General features: G+C 58.4%; 20 protein-coding genes. 2 read left to right on the forward strand and 18 right to left on the reverse strand.

Features of this window, described 5'->3' with window-relative positions; translation table 11 throughout:
• Positions 1-30 precede the first annotated feature (30 nt).
• The 15 genes from ACA063_RS21700 to ACA063_RS21770 all read right to left on the reverse strand — a co-directional run bounded on the left by ACA063_RS21700 (position 31) and on the right by ACA063_RS21770 (position 12,327).
• Positions 31-999: a GTP 3',8-cyclase MoaA gene (locus ACA063_RS21700; RefSeq protein ID WP_497663327.1), complete on the reverse strand. Its 969-nt coding sequence runs from the start codon at positions 997-999 to the stop codon at positions 31-33.
• A gap of 139 nt (positions 1,000-1,138) precedes the next feature.
• Positions 1,139-1,777 (reverse strand): TetR/AcrR family transcriptional regulator, encoded by a 639-nt coding sequence (locus ACA063_RS21705; protein ID WP_162436422.1) that lies wholly within the window; start codon positions 1,775-1,777, stop codon positions 1,139-1,141.
• A 342-nt stretch (positions 1,778-2,119) separates the two neighbouring features.
• A complete protein-coding gene (locus ACA063_RS21710) occupies positions 2,120-2,905 on the reverse strand; it encodes a TatD family hydrolase (protein WP_497663328.1) in 786 nt (261 codons plus the stop codon).
• A 15-nt stretch (positions 2,906-2,920) separates the two neighbouring features.
• On the reverse strand, positions 2,921-3,277 hold the full coding sequence (locus ACA063_RS21715) for a PilZ domain-containing protein (protein ID WP_497663329.1): 357 nt from the start codon (positions 3,275-3,277) through the stop codon (positions 2,921-2,923).
• A 42-nt stretch (positions 3,278-3,319) separates the two neighbouring features.
• Positions 3,320-4,306 carry a DNA polymerase III subunit delta' gene (locus ACA063_RS21720; RefSeq protein WP_497663330.1) on the reverse strand — a complete coding sequence of 329 codons (987 nt, stop codon included), beginning with the start codon at positions 4,304-4,306 and terminating at the stop codon, positions 3,320-3,322.
• Positions 4,299-4,931, reverse strand: a complete 633-nt coding sequence (gene tmk, locus ACA063_RS21725; RefSeq protein ID WP_497663331.1) for a dTMP kinase — start codon at positions 4,929-4,931, stop codon at positions 4,299-4,301. Before tmk ends, ACA063_RS21720 begins: the two co-directional genes overlap by 8 nt.
• Positions 4,932-4,950: 19 nt before the next feature.
• A complete protein-coding gene (mltG, locus tag ACA063_RS21730; RefSeq protein ID WP_497663332.1) occupies positions 4,951-6,165 on the reverse strand; it encodes an endolytic transglycosylase MltG in 1,215 nt (404 codons plus the stop codon).
• A gap of 3 nt (positions 6,166-6,168) precedes the next feature.
• The gene (gene pabC, locus ACA063_RS21735; protein WP_497666565.1) at positions 6,169-6,984 is read right to left on the reverse strand and encodes an aminodeoxychorismate lyase; all 816 of its coding nucleotides are present in this window, start codon (positions 6,982-6,984) and stop codon (positions 6,169-6,171) included.
• A complete protein-coding gene (fabF, locus tag ACA063_RS21740; RefSeq protein WP_162436428.1) occupies positions 6,984-8,228 on the reverse strand; it encodes a beta-ketoacyl-ACP synthase II in 1,245 nt (414 codons plus the stop codon). The genes pabC and fabF overlap by 1 nt, the downstream gene beginning before the upstream one ends.
• Before the next feature lie 108 nt (positions 8,229-8,336).
• A complete protein-coding gene (acpP, locus tag ACA063_RS21745) occupies positions 8,337-8,573 on the reverse strand; it encodes an acyl carrier protein (protein WP_003175607.1) in 237 nt (78 codons plus the stop codon).
• 191 nt (positions 8,574-8,764) lie between these two features.
• Positions 8,765-9,508, reverse strand: a complete 744-nt coding sequence (gene fabG / locus ACA063_RS21750; protein WP_162436429.1) for a 3-oxoacyl-ACP reductase FabG — start codon at positions 9,506-9,508, stop codon at positions 8,765-8,767.
• A gap of 16 nt (positions 9,509-9,524) precedes the next feature.
• Positions 9,525-10,463 carry an ACP S-malonyltransferase gene (gene fabD / locus ACA063_RS21755; protein WP_194693091.1) on the reverse strand — a complete coding sequence of 313 codons (939 nt, stop codon included), beginning with the start codon at positions 10,461-10,463 and terminating at the stop codon, positions 9,525-9,527.
• A gap of 125 nt (positions 10,464-10,588) precedes the next feature.
• Positions 10,589-11,599, reverse strand: coding sequence for a phosphate acyltransferase PlsX (plsX, locus tag ACA063_RS21760; protein ID WP_497663333.1), 1,011 nt, complete (start codon positions 11,597-11,599; stop codon positions 10,589-10,591).
• A 4-nt stretch (positions 11,600-11,603) separates the two neighbouring features.
• On the reverse strand, positions 11,604-11,786 hold the full coding sequence (gene rpmF, locus ACA063_RS21765) for a 50S ribosomal protein L32 (protein ID WP_008152339.1): 183 nt from the start codon (positions 11,784-11,786) through the stop codon (positions 11,604-11,606).
• A 13-nt stretch (positions 11,787-11,799) separates the two neighbouring features.
• Positions 11,800-12,327 (reverse strand): YceD family protein, encoded by a 528-nt coding sequence (locus ACA063_RS21770; RefSeq protein WP_004371317.1) that lies wholly within the window; start codon positions 12,325-12,327, stop codon positions 11,800-11,802.
• A 105-nt stretch (positions 12,328-12,432) separates the two neighbouring features.
• Here ACA063_RS21770 and ACA063_RS21775 point away from each other — a divergent pair, with 105 nt between their 5' ends.
• On the forward strand, positions 12,433-13,011 hold the full coding sequence (locus ACA063_RS21775) for a Maf family protein (protein ID WP_497663334.1): 579 nt from the start codon (positions 12,433-12,435) through the stop codon (positions 13,009-13,011).
• Between the two features lie 149 nt (positions 13,012-13,160).
• On the opposite strand, the gene sppA is transcribed toward ACA063_RS21775, so the two are convergent.
• Genes sppA through rluC form a run of 3 tightly spaced genes read right to left on the reverse strand, consistent with a single transcriptional unit; the run spans position 13,161 to position 15,786 of the window.
• Positions 13,161-14,150, reverse strand: coding sequence for a signal peptide peptidase SppA (gene sppA / locus ACA063_RS21780; protein ID WP_162436433.1), 990 nt, complete (start codon positions 14,148-14,150; stop codon positions 13,161-13,163).
• Between the two features lie 24 nt (positions 14,151-14,174).
• Positions 14,175-14,837, reverse strand: coding sequence for an HAD-IA family hydrolase (locus ACA063_RS21785; protein ID WP_497663335.1), 663 nt, complete (start codon positions 14,835-14,837; stop codon positions 14,175-14,177).
• Positions 14,824-15,786 (reverse strand): 23S rRNA pseudouridine(955/2504/2580) synthase RluC, encoded by a 963-nt coding sequence (gene rluC, locus ACA063_RS21790; protein WP_497663336.1) that lies wholly within the window; start codon positions 15,784-15,786, stop codon positions 14,824-14,826. Before rluC ends, ACA063_RS21785 begins: the two co-directional genes overlap by 14 nt.
• Positions 15,787-16,484: 698 nt before the next feature.
• On the opposite strand from rluC, the gene rne reads away from it, so the two are divergent.
• Complete coding sequence (gene rne / locus ACA063_RS21795; RefSeq protein ID WP_497663337.1) at positions 16,485-19,721, forward strand: ribonuclease E; 3,237 nt, start codon at positions 16,485-16,487, stop codon at positions 19,719-19,721.
• Positions 19,722-19,827 lie beyond the last annotated feature (106 nt).

A 19,827-nucleotide genomic window follows, 5' to 3' on the forward strand; every position in this document is an offset into this window, starting at 1 on the left:
CTTTCAAATAAAATGCGGACCTGAGGCGAATCAGCCACCAATAATCTTCATGATGGTCGCACCACCGGAGAACGCCACTTCCTGCTTGTCGCCCAGGGCTTTCACCAGAAGTCGCTGCAAGGCTGGCAACGCCTGATGACGAGGTTTGTCCAGCAGGTCACCGACGTAGTGACGGTTGCTCGACGACAGGCAGCCATGCAGCCATCCCGTCGACGACAGACGCAATCGCGAGCAGGTGCGACAGAACGGTACGCTCTCGTTGGCGATGACGCCGAAGTGGCCCTGCTCTGGAATCTCGTAGCGCACCGCAGTGGCATCGACGGGCGCATCGGCTTGCAGGTATTCGTAGCGCTCACCAATCAGGCTGAGCAACTGCTGCAGGCTGACGAATTGTTGCAGGAAGGCGTTGGAGTCGCTGGCCAGATGCCCCATGCGCATCAGCTCGATAAACCGCAGCTCGTATCCACGCTCAAGGCAGTAATCGAGCAGCGGCATTACCTGGTCAAGATTCTGTCCACGCAAGGGCACCATGTTGACCTTGATCTTGATGCCGGCTGAGCTGGCCTGATCCATGCCGTCGAGCACGGTTGCCAGATCACCACCGCGAGCAATGCTGCGAAAAGCGCTGGCATCCAGGGTGTCGAGGGAGACGTTAATGCGACGGATTCCGGCATCAACCAAAAGAGGGAGTTTTTTCGCGAGTAACTGGCCATTGGTGGTCAGGCTGATATCGTCCAGCCCCATCTGCCCTACGGCTGTCATGAAGGCTTCGAGCTTGGGACTGACCAGTGGCTCACCGCCAGTAATCCGCAAGCGCTCGATTCCGGCGGCCTCGATCAAATAGGCCACGCCTCGCGCCATGGCCTCTGCCGACAATTCATCCTGCGCAGCGACCAACCGCTTGCCGTTTGGCACGCAATAAGTGCACGCGTAGTTGCAGGCTGAGGTCAGGCTGATCCGCAAATTGCGAAAACGTCTGCCTTGACGGTCAACGATCATGGATCACTCCGGCAATGGGAAATTAGAACGCGCAAAACTTGACTCACAAATCAAGTTTTAGCAAGTCCCAAACCTGAGTATATTCCTGCGGTACGGCGCCATGTAGCAAAATCATGGCGCAATAAGGCGAATGAATGGCTCAGCTACCAGAAGTGTCGGGGTCGCGCTTGCGCTTGTTACCCATGCGCACACCGATGTCCATCAGAAACTGGAAGAAACCCTCCTGGTCCTCCAGAACATTGCTCCAGAACGGCGAGTGATACAGCGCCACCGCGCCATGCACCAGCGCCCAGGATGCGCAGTAGTGGAAGTAAGGCGGCACGTCTTCGAGCTTGCCTTCGCTGATCCGGCCCTTGATCAGCAGGGTCAGACGTTCGAAGTTCGAGGCGCGGATCTTGTGCAACTCCTCGACCATCTCAGGCACCTGATTGCCCTTGACCACCTTTTCTTCCAGGCGATCGAACAGTCGATAGCGTTGCGGATCGCGCATGCGGAATTCGAAGTAGGCGCGGGACAGCGCTTCCTTGTCCTTGTCGACATCAGCCGAATGCAACAGCTCGTTCAAATCACGCTCGTAATCGAGCATCAGCCGCAGGTAAATCTCGGCCTTGGATTTGAAGTGCTTGTAGATCGTGCCTTTGCCGATACCGACGGCATCAGCAATCATCTCGACGGTGACACTGTCTTCACCTTGTTCGAGGAACAGCTTGAGCGCGGTATCGAGAATTTCTTGCTCGCGGCGACGAAACTCACGGACCTTACGAGGTTCTTTATGCATAAGAAAAGGTCTGTAGGGGTCAAAATTCGAAGCCGCGTATTATGCCTAACTTGCGCAAAAATGCACGGATCATCCGACCATATCTATGTTTCTTGTAGATTTCCTGCAGGGTAGTTCGTTGATGAGAACTCTTCCGAAGCGTACGTATTCCAAAATTGTTTAAAAATCTGACGGGCTAAACTGGACTCGGCGCAATACTGATCAATACTTCAACTGTCGGCGGGACATCTCCCCCAAGTGTCGCGCTGATAAAGGTACCAACGGACCGCGTATCTTTGTTTTACTCCTAATGGTCTTAACCCGGATTCACCCCCCAGAACCCGGGTTTTTTTTGCCTGCGATTTAGCTTTTCACATGGGCCAGCGGAAACAGCCGCTTGAAATTTTCGGTCGTTTGTTCAGCAAATCGCTCGTAGGACTCACCACGCAACATTGCCAGAAATTCCGCTACCTCGCGTACGTATTGCGGCAGGTTCGGCTTGCCGCGATGCGGGATCGGCGCAAGGTAGGGAGAATCGGTTTCCACCAGCAAACGGTCTGCCGGGACCTTACTGGCCACATCGCGCAGCGCGTCGGCATTGCGAAAAGTGACAATACCGGACAAGGAAATGTAATAGCCCATGTCCAATGCAGCTTTCGCCATGTCCCAGTCTTCGGTGAAGCAATGCAGAACGCCCGCTTGCGGCAGCGCGGCTTCCCGCAACAGGCTCAAGGTGTCGGCGCGAGCACCACGGGTGTGGATGATGACCGGCTTGCCCGTTTGCTGTGCCGCTTGCAAGTGCAGGCGGAACGACGCTTGCTGCAGTTCTGCCGCTTCCGGCTCGTAGTGATAGTCCAGACCGGTTTCCCCGATGGCGACCACACGTGGGTGATTGAGCTCGCGCAACAGCCAATCGAGCGCTGGTGCGGCATCCGGCTGTACATCCAGCGGGTGCACGCCTACCGAACAATCGACGTCGTCATAGCGCTCAGCCAGCGCTTTGACGTCGGCGGCGTTATCGACGCTGACGCCGATACACAAAAAGTGTCCGACTCCGCGCTCGCGGGCCGCATCGAGTGCTGCATCCAGGGAGCCGTTGTGAGCGGCGAGGTCTAGGCGATCAAGGTGACAATGGGAATCTACGAGCATAAAAAAGGCTGCAACTTACATCGTATGAGTGGGACGGTCGGATTTAAGGGCTCCGGCCAGATGGGTTTCGATTCGATTTCGCGCCGTGTTGTCGCCGTCGTTGAACTGCACGCCAACACCGGCAGCCCGGTTGCCCTGGGCACCTTTGGGCGTGATCCAGGTCACCTTGCCGGCGACTGGAATTTTCTCGGCCTCATCCATCAGGTTCAGCAACATGAATACCTCATCGCCCAACTTGTAGCTTTTGTTGGTCGGGATAAACAGTCCACCATTCTTGATGAAGGGCATGTAGGCGGCGTACAGCACCGACTTGTCCTTGATGGTCAGGGACAGGATGCCGTTTCGCGGCCCCGAATTGACGGGTTCATTCATGCTGACCTCCACTGCTGATGTTCAGAGTCTAGGCACACTCGATCACTTCTGGGTAGGCAAAGACGCCCACTGCACCAACAGTGCCTCAAGCAACAACACCCGGTTGAGGTTGGCTTTGCTCATGACCTTCTGGCGCTGGGCGAGGATCCAGTCCTGAATGTTCAGTACTTTATCCTGAGCGGATTTTTGCGCGAGGTACTGAATCACCTTGCGCATGTCCGCCAGCCCTAGCCCTTCTTCATCCTGGGTCAACTGGTAGCGCAGTATCAAACTGGACCAATCGCAGAACCAGTCGAACAGCAGCAGCAAAGGAATTGCATTCCAGCCTTCCGCCAGTTGGGTCGGCGATTGCTGATGCTTTAAGAGCTTCTTCACACCATCGACCACCAGCGCCCGCTGCTCACGCACGCCTTGCGCCTGCAAGTTGACCGCCGCCAGTGGCGAACCCGCCGCCAGAGTCAGCAGCTCGACGCGCTCGTCTTCGGAACAGTCCGGCAACGTCTTTGCCAGCCATGCAAGGCTCATGGCCTCACTGGGCAATGGGCACGCCTGCTGCACGCAGCGACTCTTGATGGTGGGCAACAGCCGACTGGTCTGGTGGCTGACCAGCAGCAACACGGTATCGCCCGACGGCTCTTCCAGGCTTTTGAGCAAGGCGTTGGCTGCGTTGATGTTCATCGCCTCCACTGGCTCGATCAGCACGACTTTGCGCCCGCCCATTTGCGCGGTCTGCACCACGAAGCTGACGAGATCACGCACCTGATCGACCTTGATCGCCTTATCGGCCTCTTCGGGTTCAAGAATGTAGTTGTCGGGGTGACTGCCGGCCTTCAGCAGCAGGCAGGATTTGCATTCGCCGCAAGCATCCTGAGCATTGGGACGCTGGCACAGCAAACTGGCCATCAGACGTTCGGCCAGCGCGCGCTTGCCGATTCCTGCCGGGCCATGCAGCAAGTAGGCGTGCGCGTGTTGCTTGCGACCGGCCAATTGCTGCCAGAGAGCGTCCTGCCACGGATAGGCTTCAGCCACGGGTCAACTCCAGCAGGCGCGGCAGCAATGCGTCCAGAGACTGCTGAACCTGCGCCAGCGGCTGGGAGGCATCGACGAGCAAATAACGCGTCGGGTCGGCTTCCGCGCGCTTGAGAAACGCACCGCGCACTGCATCGAAAAATGCGCGGCCTTCGAGCTCGAAGCGGTCGAGGCGCCCTCGAGCAGTCGCACGCGCCAGACCGATTTCCACGGGCAGATCGAAAATCAGTGTGAGGTCCGGGCGCAAATCACCTTGAACGAACGTTTCCAGTGCCGCGATACGCTCAAGCGACAAGCCACGCCCGCCGCCTTGGTAGGCATAGGTGGAATCAGTAAAGCGGTCACACAACACCACCGCGCCACGAGCCAACGCTGGACGTATCACCTCAGCCAGATGCTGGGCTCGCGCGGCGAACACCAGCAGTAACTCGGTATCCGGGTTCATGACTTCATCGACCGGCGCCAGCAACACGTCGCGGATTCGTTCGGCCAGCGGTGTACCGCCCGGCTCGCGGGTCAGTACGACCTCGATGCCGGCGGCGCGCAAGCGTTCGGCCAGGTATTCACGATTCGTGCTTTTACCAGCGCCTTCGGGGCCTTCCAGGGTGATAAACAAGCCAGTCACAGGCAGTCCTTAATCAGTGTCATTGCGGGCTTTGCGGTGCAGTTGCATCCGGCTCGGAAGCGGGAGCAGGTACCGATTGATTCGGCTCTACCTGTTGTGGCGCTTCTGGCGGCAATGCCTCGGGATCGGGATTGGGTGAAGCGGCGGGAATCGGGGCTTCTCCCGCTGGCGTTTCAGCACTTGGCGCTTCCGGCACCGAGGCCGGCGCCGGACTGGAACGGTAATCTGCGCGGCGCTTGATCTGGAACTCGCGCACGGCGTTGTTGTGCGCATCCAGGTCATCAGAGAACACATGGCTGCCATCGCCACGCGCGACGAAATACAGACTGTTGCCGGCCACCGGATTCAACGCCGCATGGATCGCTTCGCGTCCGACCATTGCAATTGGAGTCGGCGGCAGACCCGAGATCACGTAAGTATTGTAAGGCGTCGCTTCCTTGAGATGGGCGCGGGTCAACTTGCCACTGTAGCGGTCGCCAAGGCCGTAGATCACCGTCGGGTCCGTCTGCAACAGCATGCCAATGGCCATGCGCCGGACAAATACGCCGGCGATCTGCCCGCGTTCTTGTGGCACACCGGTTTCCTTTTCGACCAGGGAGGCCATGATCAGCGCCTGGTAGGGTTCGGTGTAAGGCACATCAGCAGCGCGTTGCTCCCACTCCTTGGCGAGCACTTCGTCCAGGCGTTCATAGGCCGTCTTCAGCAACTCGGCATCGGACATTCCACGAACGAAACGATAGGTATCAGGGAAAAAGCGCCCTTCCGGAAAAATCCCGGCGTGGCCGAGTTTTTCCATCACCTTGGCGTCGCTCAAACCATCAAGGGTCTGCTCGAGTTTTTCATCCTTGGCCAATGCCGCGCGAACCTGATGGAAGTTCCAGCCTTCAACCAGCGTCACGCTGTACTGAACAACTTCGCCGCGCTTCCACAGGTCGATCAACCCTTCGACGGTCATGCCGGGCAACATGCGGTATTCGCCGCTGTGCAGGGGTTGTCGAGCGAGATTGAAGCGCCAATAGACGCGAAGCCAGAACGCGTCTTTGATAACGCCATCGGCTTCGAGTCGGTACAGGGTACGAGTAGGTGTCGTGCCTTTTGGCACTTCCAGCATTTCTTCCTGGGTGATGTTCAGCGGCTGTTCCAGCGCCGAATGGATTTTCCAGGCAGAAGCGCCCAACAGCAGCCCTGCCAGAACCAATCCGGTTTCCAGCAGCAGCAAGAATTTACGTCTCACGAATCAAGCATCCAGTAGCGCGCGGGCAATGGTTTGGAGTTTACGGGTGAGTGGCCCAACCGGCCACCTCAGTGCAGCGTAGGCACGCACCGGCCAAATGCCATAAACGCTGTTGCAAACAAAGACTTCGTCAGCCCATTGCAGCTGTTCGAGGGTGATATCGGTGACTTGCGTGGGGATCCCCAATGACTCGGTTTGAAACAATAATTCGGCACGCATCACGCCGGCGACACCGCAACGTTTGAGATCGGCGGTAATCAGCACACCCTCGCGCACCAGGAACAGGTTGCTGAACACTCCCTCGATGACACGTCCGGCCTGATCGAGCATCAGGCCTTCGGCATGCCCGGTGTCTTGCCATTCGGATCGCGCAATCACCTGTTCAAGACGATTCAGGTGCTTGAGACCGGCGAGCAAAGGTTGTCTGGAGAGGCGAGTCGCACAAGGGAATAGACGAATGCCCTGTTCGGCATTGTCGACAGGATAAGCTGGCGCGGCGCTGCCTTGCAGAATGCGTCGGCCTTGGGCCAGCGGATCAGCGGCATAACCGCGCAAGCCGTCGCCCCGGGTGAGGATGAGCTTGAGGACGCCCTCGTTCAGCATCGCGGCATAGGCCACCAGCTCATCGCGAACCAGATCATGGTCGGTAGCGATGCGCAGGCGCGAACAACCGTCCATCAGGCGCGACAGATGCCGATCCAGTAACAGAGGTTGTCCGCGTCGCACGGCAATGGTCTCAAACAGACCATCGCCGTAAGCCAGGCCGCGATCCTTCAGCGACAGAGCGTCAGCCGGTTGACCGTCGACCCAGCTGTCCATCATTCAGCGAACCGGCGGAACACCAGCGAGCCGTTGGTACCGCCAAACCCAAAGGAGTTGGACAGGACAACATCGATATCCATATTGCGCGCGGTGTGCGGCACAAAATCGAGGTCGCAACCTTCGTCAGGCTCATCGAGATTGATGGTCGGTGGCGCTACCTGGCTGTTGATTGCCAGGACGCTGAAGATCGCTTCGACCGCACCCGCGGCGCCCAGCAGGTGACCCGTCATGGACTTGGTCGAACTGACGGCCAGCTTGTAGGCGTGATCGCCGAACACCGACTTGATGGCACAGGCTTCCGCCAGGTCGCCGGCCGAGGTCGAGGTACCATGGGCGTTGATGTACTGAACCTGATCGCCATTGATCTTGGCATCGCGCAGCGCATTGGTGATGCAACGGGCAGCCCCCGCGCCGTCAGCCGGTGGCGACGTCATGTGGTAGGCATCGCCACTGGTGCCGAAACCGATCAGCTCGGCGTAAATCGTCGCACCACGGGCCTTGGCGTGTTCCAGTTCTTCCAGAACCAGAGCACCGGCACCGTCAGACAGCACGAAGCCGTCACGGCCCTTGTCCCATGGACGGCTGGCGCGGGTCGGCTCGTCATTGCGAGTCGACAGCGCACGAGAGGCACCGAAACCGCCCATGCCCAGACCGCACGCGGCCATCTCGGCGCCGCCGGCAATCATCACATCAGCTTCGTCGTACATGATGTTGCGCGCCGCCATGCCGATACAGTGAGTACCGGTAGTACAGGCCGTGGCAATGGCGTAGTTAGGCCCCTGTGCCCCAAGGTGGATGGACAGGAAGCCGGAAATCATATTGATGATCGAGCCAGGCACGAAAAACGGAGAAATCCGTCGTGGGCCGGAATCATGCAGTGTGCGGCTGGTTTCTTCGATATTGGTCAGGCCGCCAATACCCGAACCCATGGCTACGCCGATGCGCTCACGATTGGCATCGGTCACTTCCAGGCCGGCGTTACGTACCGCCTGAAACCCTGCAGCCAGGCCATATTGAATGAACAGGTCGAGCTTGCGCGCTTCCTTGACCGAAAGGTATTCCTCGACATTGAAGCCCTTTACCGAGCCGCCAAAACGGGTGGAATAGGCAGAAAGGTCGGTGTGTTCGATCAGACCAATGCCACTGCGGCCAGCCAGAATGCCCTGCCAACTGCTCGGCACATCCGTGCCCAGTGGCGACAACATACCCATACCGGTGACTACGACGCGTCTACGCGACACAGCACTCTCCTTTTTCAAATGACGACTTTGCATGAGGCCTAAAGAAAAAACCGCACGCCATGATGGCAGTGCGGTTTTTCCATGACAGCAAGCAACGATTACAAACTATTACGCCTGGTGGCTAGTAACGTAGTCGATTGCAGCTTGTACGGTAGTGATCTTCTCAGCTTCTTCGTCAGGGATTTCGGTCTCGAATTCCTCTTCCAGAGCCATCACCAGCTCAACGGTGTCAAGGGAGTCGGCACCCAGGTCTTCAACGAAGGAAGCAGTGTTGACCACTTCTTCTTCTTTAACGCCCAGTTGCTCAGCAACGATTTTCTTGACGCGCTCTTCGATGGTGCTCATACCTTGTTTTCACTCCTAATGGACAAATTCAGGCAGCTGGCCAGTGGGTAAGTGTATAGAAAGACTTTTCAGTTTTTCAACTGAAAGCTTCACTCCTCAAACCCGGTAGCCCTCTGCCTATAAATAGATTGCAGCTTTATAACGGATTTTAGACAGCTCGTATGACATTTTTTTGAAGCAACCCGTCACATTTAACTCATGTACATCCCGCCGTTCACCGGGATTGTAGCCCCAGTAACGTAAGCCGCACCGTCGGATGCAAGAAAAGCGACCACAGACGCGATCTCTTGTGCTTGCCCCAGACGGCCCAGCGGAATTTGTGTTACCAGGCTTTCACGCTGCGCCTCAGGCAGCTCGCGCGTCATATCGGTGTCGATGAACCCAGGGGCCACCGAGTTTACCGTAATCGAACGCGAACCGACTTCACGGGCCAGTGCGCGGCTGAAACCTTCCAGACCGGCCTTGGCTGCGGCGTAGTTTACTTGGCCTGCGTTGCCCATGGCACCCACAACCGAGCCAATACTGATAATTCGTCCCCAACGGGCCTTGGTCATACCGCGCAAAACACCCTTGGACAGGCGGAACAGACTGTTCAGGTTGGTATCGACGACGTCATGCCATTCGTCATCTTTCATGCGCATCATCAAGTTATCGCGGGTGATACCGGCATTATTGACCAGGATCGCCGGTGCACCGAATTGCGCCTGAATGCTTGCCAACACTGCCGCGACAGATTCGTCACTCGTGACATTGAGCTCCAGACCAGTGCCTTGAACACCGTTTTCTTTCAGGGTAGCGGCAATGCGTTCAGCACCCGACGCGGAGGTCGCGGTGCCAACAACGATGGCGCCCTGACGACCCAGTTCCAGGGCGATAGCCTGGCCGATACCGCGGCTTGCGCCGGTGACCAATGCAACTTTACCTTGCAGACTCATGCAAGTTTCTCCTGATTCAGGCCAGCGCTGCACGGGCGGCAGCGAAAGCATCTGGGGTATTAAGGTTGGATGTCGAGACGCCTTCTGCGCAACGCTTGTTCAGACCGGCCAGCACTTTGCCAGGCCCACATTCGACCAGCTGGGTTGCGCCTTGGGCAGCGAGTGCCTGGACCGATTCGACCCAGCGCACAGGCTTGTAGAGTTGTTCAAGCAGATCGCGTTTGAGTGTTTCCAGATCGGCCGGCACGCTCGCGCTGACGTTCTGAACCACAGGAATTTGGGGAGCTTGCCAGTCGATCGCTGCGATCGACTCGGCGAAACGCTCGGCCGCCGGACGCATCAACTCGCAATGGGACGGCACACTGACCGGCAGAGGCATGGCGCGCTTGGCACCACGTGCCTTGCACCCTTCAATGGCACGTTCAACCGCCGCCTTGGCACCCGCGATGACCACTTGGCCAGGGGAGTTGAAGTTGACCGCACTGACTACGTCGCCTTGCGCTGCTTCGGCACAGGCCGCCAGTACATCGGCATCTTCAAGACCGAGGATCGCAGCCATGCCGCCCTGCCCGGCCGGAACGGCTTCCTGCATCAGCTTGCCACGGGTTTCGACCAGCTTGACCGCGTCGCCGAGACTCAGGCTGCCTGCGGCCACCAGGGCGCTGTATTCGCCAAGGCTGTGACCGGCCACATAAGCCGGACGCGCGCCGCCTTCCGCCAGCCAGAGACGCCACAAGGCAATCGAGGCGGTCAGGATGGCCGGCTGGGTTTTGTCGGTTTGATTGAGTTGCTCTTCCGGCCCTTGTTGGGTCAGCGCCCAGAGGTCGTAACCCAGAGCATCGGAAGCTTCTTTGAATGTCTCAAGGACAACCGGATGTTGTGCGCCCAACTCGGCCAGCATGCCGAGGGACTGCGAACCCTGTCCTGGAAAGACGAATGCGAGGGAAGCAGACATGTAACAAGCCCCTAATGATCTTGTCGTCGAAGAATTGACGTCCCGCCTGGGGGACGCAAGAAACTGACAGTTGGATGGCCAATTGAACTGAGCGGTCACATTTAAGCATTGTCCGACGAAAACGCCTAAAGCAACAAATCCTCCAGACGACCGTGTATGCGCTCAGGAAGATTTTCCTGGATTTCAATCAGCGCTCGGGAAATGGCACTTTGAAAACCTTGAACCCCCGCCGACCCATGGCTTTTCACCACGATGCCCTGCAGCCCCAGAAAACTGGCACCATTATGTCGCGCCGGAGCCAGGTCGGCCTGCAGGCGCCTCATCAGGGGCAACGCCAGTGCGCCGACCATTCGTGACGCGATATTTTTCTTGAACAGGGCTTCGATGCGCCCCGAAATCATGGTCGCGAGGCCTTCGCTCGACTTGAGCAGGATATTACCGACAAAGCCGTCACACACGACCACATCTGCTTCGCCACGGTACAAGCCGTCCCCCTCGATGAAGCCGATGTAGTTGATGCCACGTGCAGCCTGGAGCAAGGTCGCCGCCAACTTGACCTGTTGATTGCCCTTGATGTCTTCGGTGCCGATGTTCAACAGTGCAACACGTGGACGAACAATACCGAGAGCTTGCGCCGCAACCGACCCCATCACAGCGAACTGCAACAGATGCTCGGCGCTGCAATCGACGTTGGCCCCCAGATCGAGCAACTGGCAATAGCCTTTCTGCGTCGGAATTGCCGCCACCATCGCCGGTCGATCGATACCCGGCAACGTTTTAAGCACAAAACGCGACAACGCCATCAGCGCGCCGGTATTACCCGCACTGACGCAAGCCTGCACTTTGCCATCCCGCAGCAATTCCAGCGCCACGCGCATCGACGAGTCCGGCTTGCCGCGCAATGCCTGGGCGGGCTTCTCGTCCATGGTGATGACTTCGCAGGCCGGTGTAATTGACAGGCGCGCGCGATCCACAGCCGAATGACTGGAGAGCAGTTCTTCTAAAACGGAAGGTTGACCGACGAGGGTCAGGTGCAGCGAGGGTGTAGCAGACAGGCAAGCAAGGCTGGCCTGAACAATGCTGCGGGGACCGAAGTCCCCGCCCATTGCGTCAATCGCGATGACTTGAGCAGACAAGTGATTACTCGTCAGCGCCCTTGTCGATCACTTTACGGCCACGGTATACGCCTTCTGGCGATACGTGGTGACGCAGGTGAATTTCACCAGTGGTTTTTTCTACAGACAGAGTGCTTGCCGTCAGGGCATCGTGCGAACGACGCATGTCACGGGCAGAGCGGGATTTTTTGTTCTGCTGAACAGCCATAATTGATTAACTCCTAAACGTTTGGGTCACGCTTTAACTGCGCCAATACACTGAACGGGTTGGACCGCGTTACCTCGTCCTCGCTCGGTTCGGGCTCATCGAGACCCGCCGGCTGCTGGCATTCTTCCGGATGATGAGCAGGCACAATGGGCAAGGCGAGCAAAAGCTCCTCCTCGATCAGTGACTGCAGATCCAATGGATCTTCGCCCAGTTCCAGCACGTCATAACCTTTCGGCAACGACTGGGTATTCGCACCCTCCTTCACCACAGCATAACTGCATTCGCTATGGATCGGCAGGGTGACCAGCTCAAGACAACGCTGGCAAACCATTTTGACCTCGGTGTCGATAAAGCTGTGAATTACCACAGATTTACGTTCATCTCGTTCAAAAACGAATTTAGCCTGCACCGTACCGACAGTATCGGAAAGCGGGTCGCAGAGTCTCTCCAAATCGGCCAGCAGCAGTTCACCTTGAAGGGTGGTGCCACGGTCAGCCAATTTGCGCGGGTCAACGTGAGGTGGAATCGGGTCATTCAACATAGGCGCAGCATTATAGGGATGCACCCAGCCATGTCAAAGGAAATTCAGCCCTGTCCGTCACTTGGAAGCCTCGCTAGAATTCGCGCCTGACTTTTGGAGTTGCGCATGCTGCCTTTATTACTCGCTTCCAGCTCGGTTTATCGCCGGGAATTGCTGACCCGCTTGCAGCTGCCCTTCACCTGCTGCTCGCCGGATATCGACGAAAGCCATCGTGCGGGTGAGTCCGCCATAGTGCTGGTAAAGCGACTCGCCACGGAGAAAGCCCGGGCACTTGCGCAGAGCCATCCCGCTCATCTGATTATCGGCTCCGACCAGGTAGCCGTCCTCGGCGAACAGATTATCGGCAAGCCCCATACCTTCGAGAAGGCCCGGGAACAATTGCTGGCTTCCAGCGGTGAAAGCGTGACCTTCCTGACGGGTTTGGCCCTGCTCAACAGCCAGACCGGGATTTGCCAGGTCGATTGCGTGCCTTTCACCGTCCACATGCGCACGCTCGACAGCGAACGCGTCGAGCGCTATCTGCACGCCGAGCAGCCCTACGACTGCGCTGGCAGCTTCAAAGCGGAGGGACTGGGGGTGAGCCTGTTCCGAAGCACTGAAGGCCCAGACGCCACCAGCCTGATCGGCCTGCCACTGATTCGTCTGATCGACATGCTGCTCGCTGAAAGCGTGCAGATTCCCTGAAGATCAAAAGATCGCAGCCTCGTTTCACTCGACAGCTCCTACATTGAAATGCGAGCCCCTTGTAGGAGCTGTCGAGTGAAACGAGGCTGCGATCTTTTGACTTTAAAAAAACCGGCCACTTGGGCCGGTTTTTTCATGCACTCAAACAATTAGCGCAGCGAAGGACCTTGAAAACCCATCCACATTGCCAATTGCTCAGCCACGCTGGCACCGAGCTTTTTCGAGAAGCGATCGAACGGCGATTCCTGAACGGTAAAGTCGACCAGTTCTTTCTCACCGATCACATCACGTGCAACCGAACTGGCGCTGCCCAGACCATCAATCAAGCCGAGCGGCAAAGCCTGCTCACCAGACCAGACCAACCCGGAGAACAACTCCGGATGCTCCTTGTCTTTCAGACGATCGCCCCGCCCCTTCTTCACGCTACCAATGAATTGCTGGTGCGTCGTATCAAGTACGCCCTGCCAGAATTGCGTTTCCTCAGGCTTTTGCGGCTGGAACGGGTCAAGGAAAGACTTGTGCTCGCCGGAAGTGTAAGTCCGACGCTCGACGCCCAGCTTCTCCATGGTGCCGACAAAGCCATACCCGGCCGCTGTCACACCAATGGAACCCACCAGGCTCGCTTTATCGGCATAGATCTGGTCCGCAGCACTGGCGATGTAATACGCGCCAGAAGCGCCAAGATCGGATATCACCGCGTAAACTTTGGTATCCGGGTGCAGTGCGCGCAAACGGCCAATCTCGTCATAGACGTAACCCGACTGGACCGGACTGCCACCAGGACTGTTGATTCGCAGGATCACGCCCTTGACCTTTTCATCCTCGAAGGCTGCACGCAGACTGCCGACGATGTTGTCGGCGCTGGCGGGCTCCTTGTCGGCGATCACACCGGTCACGTCGATCAGCGCCGTGTAGTGAGAGCCGCGAGTCGCGCTTTTTTCCATGTCCATCAGCGGCGTAAACAGAATCAACGCGCCAAACAGATACACGAAGGTCAGCAGCTTGAAGAAAATCCCCCAGCGACGGGACCGCCGCTGCTCCTGGACACTTGCCAGCAGGGTCTTTTCCAGCAGCTTCCAGCTTTTTTCGTCACCGCTCTCTGCGCTCGACTTTTCGGGCGCTTTCCATTCGTCGGTCATGACCACTACCCCAGCAAAAAACTATTAAGCCTGCTGATTCAGCCAGGCATGCAATTGTGAAAAACGGTCAATCGCCAGTCTCGGCTCAAACACTTTCAGCGCGTCGATCGATTGAGCGCCATAGCTGACCGCCACTGAATCCATGCCGGCGTTGCGCGCCATTTGCAGATCGAAGGACGAATCGCCGACCATCAGCGCCTGCTCAGGACGAACCTCGCAATGCGCGAGAATCTGTTCGAGCATCAGCGGATGGGGTTTGCTGGCGGTTTCGTCGGCCGCGCGGGTGATATCGAAATAATCTTCCCAGCCGTGGGCCTTCAGCACCCGATCCAGCCCGCGACGGGCTTTTCCGGTGGCGACCGCGAGGTGATAGCCCTGGGCGCGAAACGCTTCCATCGACTCGACAACACCCTCGAACAACGGCGAAGGCACAGCCTCCGCCGCAATATAGTGATCCGCATAATGCTCGCGGAACGCAATCAGCTCGGCGTCAGTAATATCGGGGTACAGGGTGCGAATCGCCTCAGGCAACCCGAGGCCGATGATGCCCTTGACGGCGAAATCATCGCGCAACTCGAACCGGGACCGTTCGGACGCCACATGCATCGCCTCGACAATCCGACCAATGGAGTCAGCGAGAGTGCCATCCCAATCAAATATCAGCAGCTTGTAATCAGATGGGTGCACTCAGGCGCTCCACGGTCTTGGCCCACATTTCATCCACCGGCGCCTGCAGCTTCAGCTCACCGCCATCTGGAAGCGGTACGGTCAGCATGTAAGCGTGCAGGAATAGACGCTTGCCGCCCAGATCACGAATTTCCTTGCTGAAAGCGTCATCGCCGTACTTGGTGTCGCCGGCGATGCAATGCCCGGCGTGCAAGGTGTGGACGCGGATCTGATGGGTGCGGCCGGTAATTGGCTTGGCTTCGATCATGGTGGCAAAGTCGCCGAAACGACGCAGGACCTTGAACACGGTCACCGACTCCTTGCCCTCTTCCTCGTCGACCTCGACCATGCGCTCGCCGGAACGCAGATTGCTTTTGCCCAGCGACGCCCGGACCTGCTTGATCGAGGCCGCCCAGTTACCGCGGACCAGCGCCATATAGCGCTTATCGACGCCATCACCGCGCAACGCAGTGTGCAAGTGACGCAGCATGCTGCGCTTCTTGGCGATCATCAGCAGGCCGGAAGTGTCACGATCGAGCCGGTGAACCAGCTCAAGCTCCTTGCAATCGGGACGCAACTGACGAAAGGCTTCGATCACACCGTAATTCAGGCCGCTGCCACCGTGAACGGCAATGCCAGCGGGCTTGTTGATCACGATCAGCGCCTTGTCCTCGAACACGATCGAGGCTTCGAGACGCTGGAGCAGGCCTTGTGCCAGCGGTACCGGCTCATCGCGCTCAGGCACGCGAACGGGCGGAACGCGCACGATGTCGCCCGCCTGCAGCTTGTATTCGGGCTTGATCCGACCTTTGTTCACCCGCACTTCGCCCTTGCGCAAAATGCGATAAATCAAGGTCTTGGGCACGCCTTTGAGCCGAGCGAGAAGGAAGTTATCAATACGTTGGCCGGCATATTCCGGCGAAACCTCCAGCAGTTGTACGGCTGGGGTCGAAGGGGCAGTAGTCGTCATGCCGCGGATGATAACAATTTTTATGGAATTGAAGCACTTAATCATTACTGCTATAGTCGCGAACGCCGCCAAAAGCGGCCTGGACAGTGGACCAACGGTCAAAAACCGGCCCTGACCAACGCAATTCACCAGGACGCGAGGCCGTCCTACGGGGCTTTCGCTACGTAACGGTGGAGTTTGCAGGTGTAACGAGCGCAGGTGACATGAGGCCTGAATCAAGCCGCAAAGCCGAGTTTTCACTCCCCTTGCGAGCCAATATTCATGGCCAGTTCACAAAGTGCAGTCAGCTGCGAATGACCCCGAGCGAACGCTTCGGAAACACCGCCTAAATTAGCCATGATGCGTGACCTCCCCTTTTGGAGCTCACGGTAAATGCCAACCCGCTGCGGATTCTGCGCGCGGCAGCACCCGAATTATCAGGGATACGTGTAGGGTGGAGATGCACAACCGCTGGACTGTGTAGCAATAGGCTTTATCAAGACGCTTCATCTCGTCCACAGCCACTGGTTGATTCCTCCTCCTGACTGAGTGCTTAAGTAGCCACAGCAAGCAGGACGCGTACGTCGCGACATCGGCCCAATTGGCCGGGTTCGCTAGACACTGGAGTGTCCAACCACTCCTGACGCACCTGACACCGACCGTGAGAAGTCGTGTGTGCCGAACGCCGTTTCCGGCAGCCCGGAAACCGACGGTACTACATGAAAAGAATGCTGATTAACGCAACTCAACCCGAAGAGTTGCGTGTTGCACTGGTAGATGGCCAACGCCTCTACGACCTGGACATCGAATCCGGTGCACGCGAGCAGAAGAAGGCCAACATCTATAAAGGCCGGATTACTCGCATCGAACCAAGCCTTGAGGCTGCCTTTGTCGATTTCGGCTCCGAGCGCCACGGCTTCCTGCCCCTCAAAGAAATCTCCCGCGAATACTTCAAGAAAGCCCCGGAAGGCCGCGTCAACATCAAGGACGTCCTGAGCGAAGGCCAGGAAGTCATCGTTCAGGTCGAAAAAGAAGAACGCGGCAACAAGGGCGCGGCCCTGACCACGTTCATCAGCCTGGCCGGTCGTTATCTGGTGCTGATGCCGAACAACCCGCGTGCCGGTGGTATCTCCCGCCGCATCGAAGGTGAAGAGCGCAACGAACTGCGTGAAGCCCTGAATGGCCTGGTTGCCCCGGCTGACATGGGTCTGATCGTTCGCACTGCCGGCCTGGGCCGCAGCAGCGAAGAAATGCAGTGGGACCTCGACTACCTGCTCCAACTCTGGACCGCCATCAAAGAAGCCTCGCTGGATCGTTCCGCGCCGTTCCTGATCTATCAGGAAAGCAACGTGATCATCCGCGCCATCCGCGATTACCTGCGCCAGGACATCGGCGAAGTACTGATCGACAGCGTTGAAGCCCAGGACGAAGCCCTGACCTTTATTCGCCAGGTGATGCCGCAGTACGCCAGCAAGATCAAGCTGTACGAAGACAGCGTTCCACTGTTCAACCGTTTCCAGATCGAAAGCCAGATCGAGACCGCTTTCCAGCGCGTCGTTGAACTGCCGTCCGGCGGTTCCATCGTTATCGATCCGACCGAAGCCCTGGTGTCCATCGACATCAACTCGGCGCGCGCCACCAAAGGCAGCGACATCGAAGAAACTGCCCTGCAGACCAACCTTGAAGCCGCCGAAGAAATCGCCCGTCAGTTGCGCCTGCGCGACATCGGCGGCCTGATCGTCATCGACTTCATCGACATGACCCCTGCCAAGAACCAGCGCGCCGTGGAAGAGAAAGTCCGCGAATGCCTGGAAGCCGACCGTGCTCGCGTGCAAGTCGGTCGAATCTCGCGCTTCGGCCTGCTGGAAATGTCCCGTCAGCGCCTGCGTCCGTCCCTGGGCGAAAGCAGCGGCATCGTCTGCCCGCGTTGCAACGGCACCGGCATCATCCGTGACGTTGAATCGCTGTCCCTGGCGATCCTGCGCCTGATCGAAGAAGAAGCCCTGAAAGACCGTACTGCCGAAGTTCGTGCACAAGTGCCGATCCCGGTGGCTGCGTTCCTGCTCAACGAGAAACGCAACTCGATCACCAAGATCGAACTGCGCACCCGCGCCCGCATCGTCATCCTGCCGAACGATCACCTCGAAACGCCGCACTTCGAAGTTCAGCGTTTGCGCGATGACAGTCCGGAAGCCGCAGTAGGCCAGTCCAGCTATGAAATCGCTGCTGCCGCTGCCGAAGTCGAAGAAGTCCAGCCAGCCGCTGCAACCCGCACCCTGGTTCGCCAGGAAGCCGCGGTCAAGACTGCGCCGGCCCGCGCCAACGCTCCGGTCCCGACTGAAGTCGTCGCCGCACCGGTTGCTGCACCGGCCGCCGTGCCTGAGCCAAGCCTGTTCAAAGGCCTGGTGAAGTCGCTGGTCAGCCTGTTCGCCACCAAGGAAGAGCCTGCTGCTCCGGTCGTGGTTGAAAAGCCAGCCACCACCGAGCGTCCGGCCCGCAACGAAGAACGTCGCAATGGTCGCCAGCAAAGCCGCAACCGTAACGGTCGCCGCGATGAAGAGCGCAAGCCTCGCGAAGAACGTGCACCGCGTGAAGAACGTGCACCGCGTGAAGAACGCGCACCACGTGAACCACGCGAAGAGCGTCAACCACGCGAAGCCCGTGAAGAGACTCCAGCCGTAGCCCGTGAAGAACGTGCTCCACGCGCGCCTCGTGAAGAACGTGCACCGCGCGCTCCTCGTGAAGACCGCAAGCCACGTGGTGATCGCGAAGAGCGTCCGGTTCGTGAACTGCGCGAGCCGCTGGATGCCGCACCTGTTGCTGCAGCCGCCGCCACTGCCATCGCTGAAGAGCGTCCGGCACGTCAGCCACGCGAAGAGCGTGCTCCACGCCCACCGCGTGAAGAGCGCCAGCCGCGTGCCGAGCAAGCGGTTGCTGCAGTCGCTGAAGAAGAACTGCTGTCCAACGAAGAGCAATTGCAGGAAGACGGTCAGGAAGGCGCCGAAGGCGATCGTCCACGCCGCCGCTCCCGTGGTCAGCGTCGTCGCAGCAATCGTCGTGAGCGTCAACGCGATGCCAACGGCAATGTGATCGAAGGTTCGGAAGAATCCGAGTCCGCCGAAGGTAACGAGGGTGCCGAAGGCCGCGAAGCGCCAAGCACTGACGAACTGGCCGCAGGCCTGGCTGTAACTGCAGCCGTTGCCAGCACCGTGATCAGCGCTCCAGCTGAAGCACAAGCCAACGAGCAGGCCGAACGCGCTACCGCCGCTACGCTTGAAACTGCTCCAGTGGAAGCGCCAGTGGTTGAAGCGACTACTCCGGTAGAAGCAACTTCCGCTCCGGAAATCGAAGTGGCTCCAGTGGTTGAAGCACAGCCTCAGGTCGAAGCGTTCGCTGAACCTGTCGTCGTCGCCCAGGCACCGGCAGTGGTTGCAGAGCCAGTCGTCGAAACCATCACTGAAACAGTGACCGAATCGGTTCGTGAAGCTCGCGAAGAGCAAACCGCATTCAACTGGGTTGCCGAGCCAGTCGCTGCTGAAGCGCCTGCACCTGTGGCAGAAGCCGTGGTTTCCGAGCCAGTAGTCGCTGCAGCAGAGCCTGCACCGGTCGTTGAAGCGCCAGTGGTTGCCGAAGTGGCCGCACCGGTGGTCGAGGCGGCTCCTGTCAGCGCTCTGACCGAAAATGGTCGCGCACCAAACGACCCGCGTGAAGTGCGTCGTCGCAAGCGTGAAGCCGAGCGTCTGCAGAAGGAAGCCGAGTTGGCTGCCGCTGCTGCCCCGGCTGCGGTAGAGGAAACTCCGGTTGTTGCTGAAGTCACCGAGGCTGCTGCCCCGGTTGCTGAAGTTGCCGCTGAACCAGCTGATACCGCATTCAACGAAGCTCCGCGCTCCGTTCAACAAGCGGTAGAGCAACACGAGGCCCTGGAAAAAGAGCACGAGCCTAAACCACTCGTCTGATTCCATCAGCCACTAAAAAGCCCCGCCTGGTTATCCAGTGCGGGGCTTTTTTTATGCCAATTTTCTCGGAATAACCTCGCCCCCCCTGTAGGAGCTGTCGAGTGCA

It is taken from the genome of Pseudomonas sp. LBUM1643 (assembly GCF_059716215.1).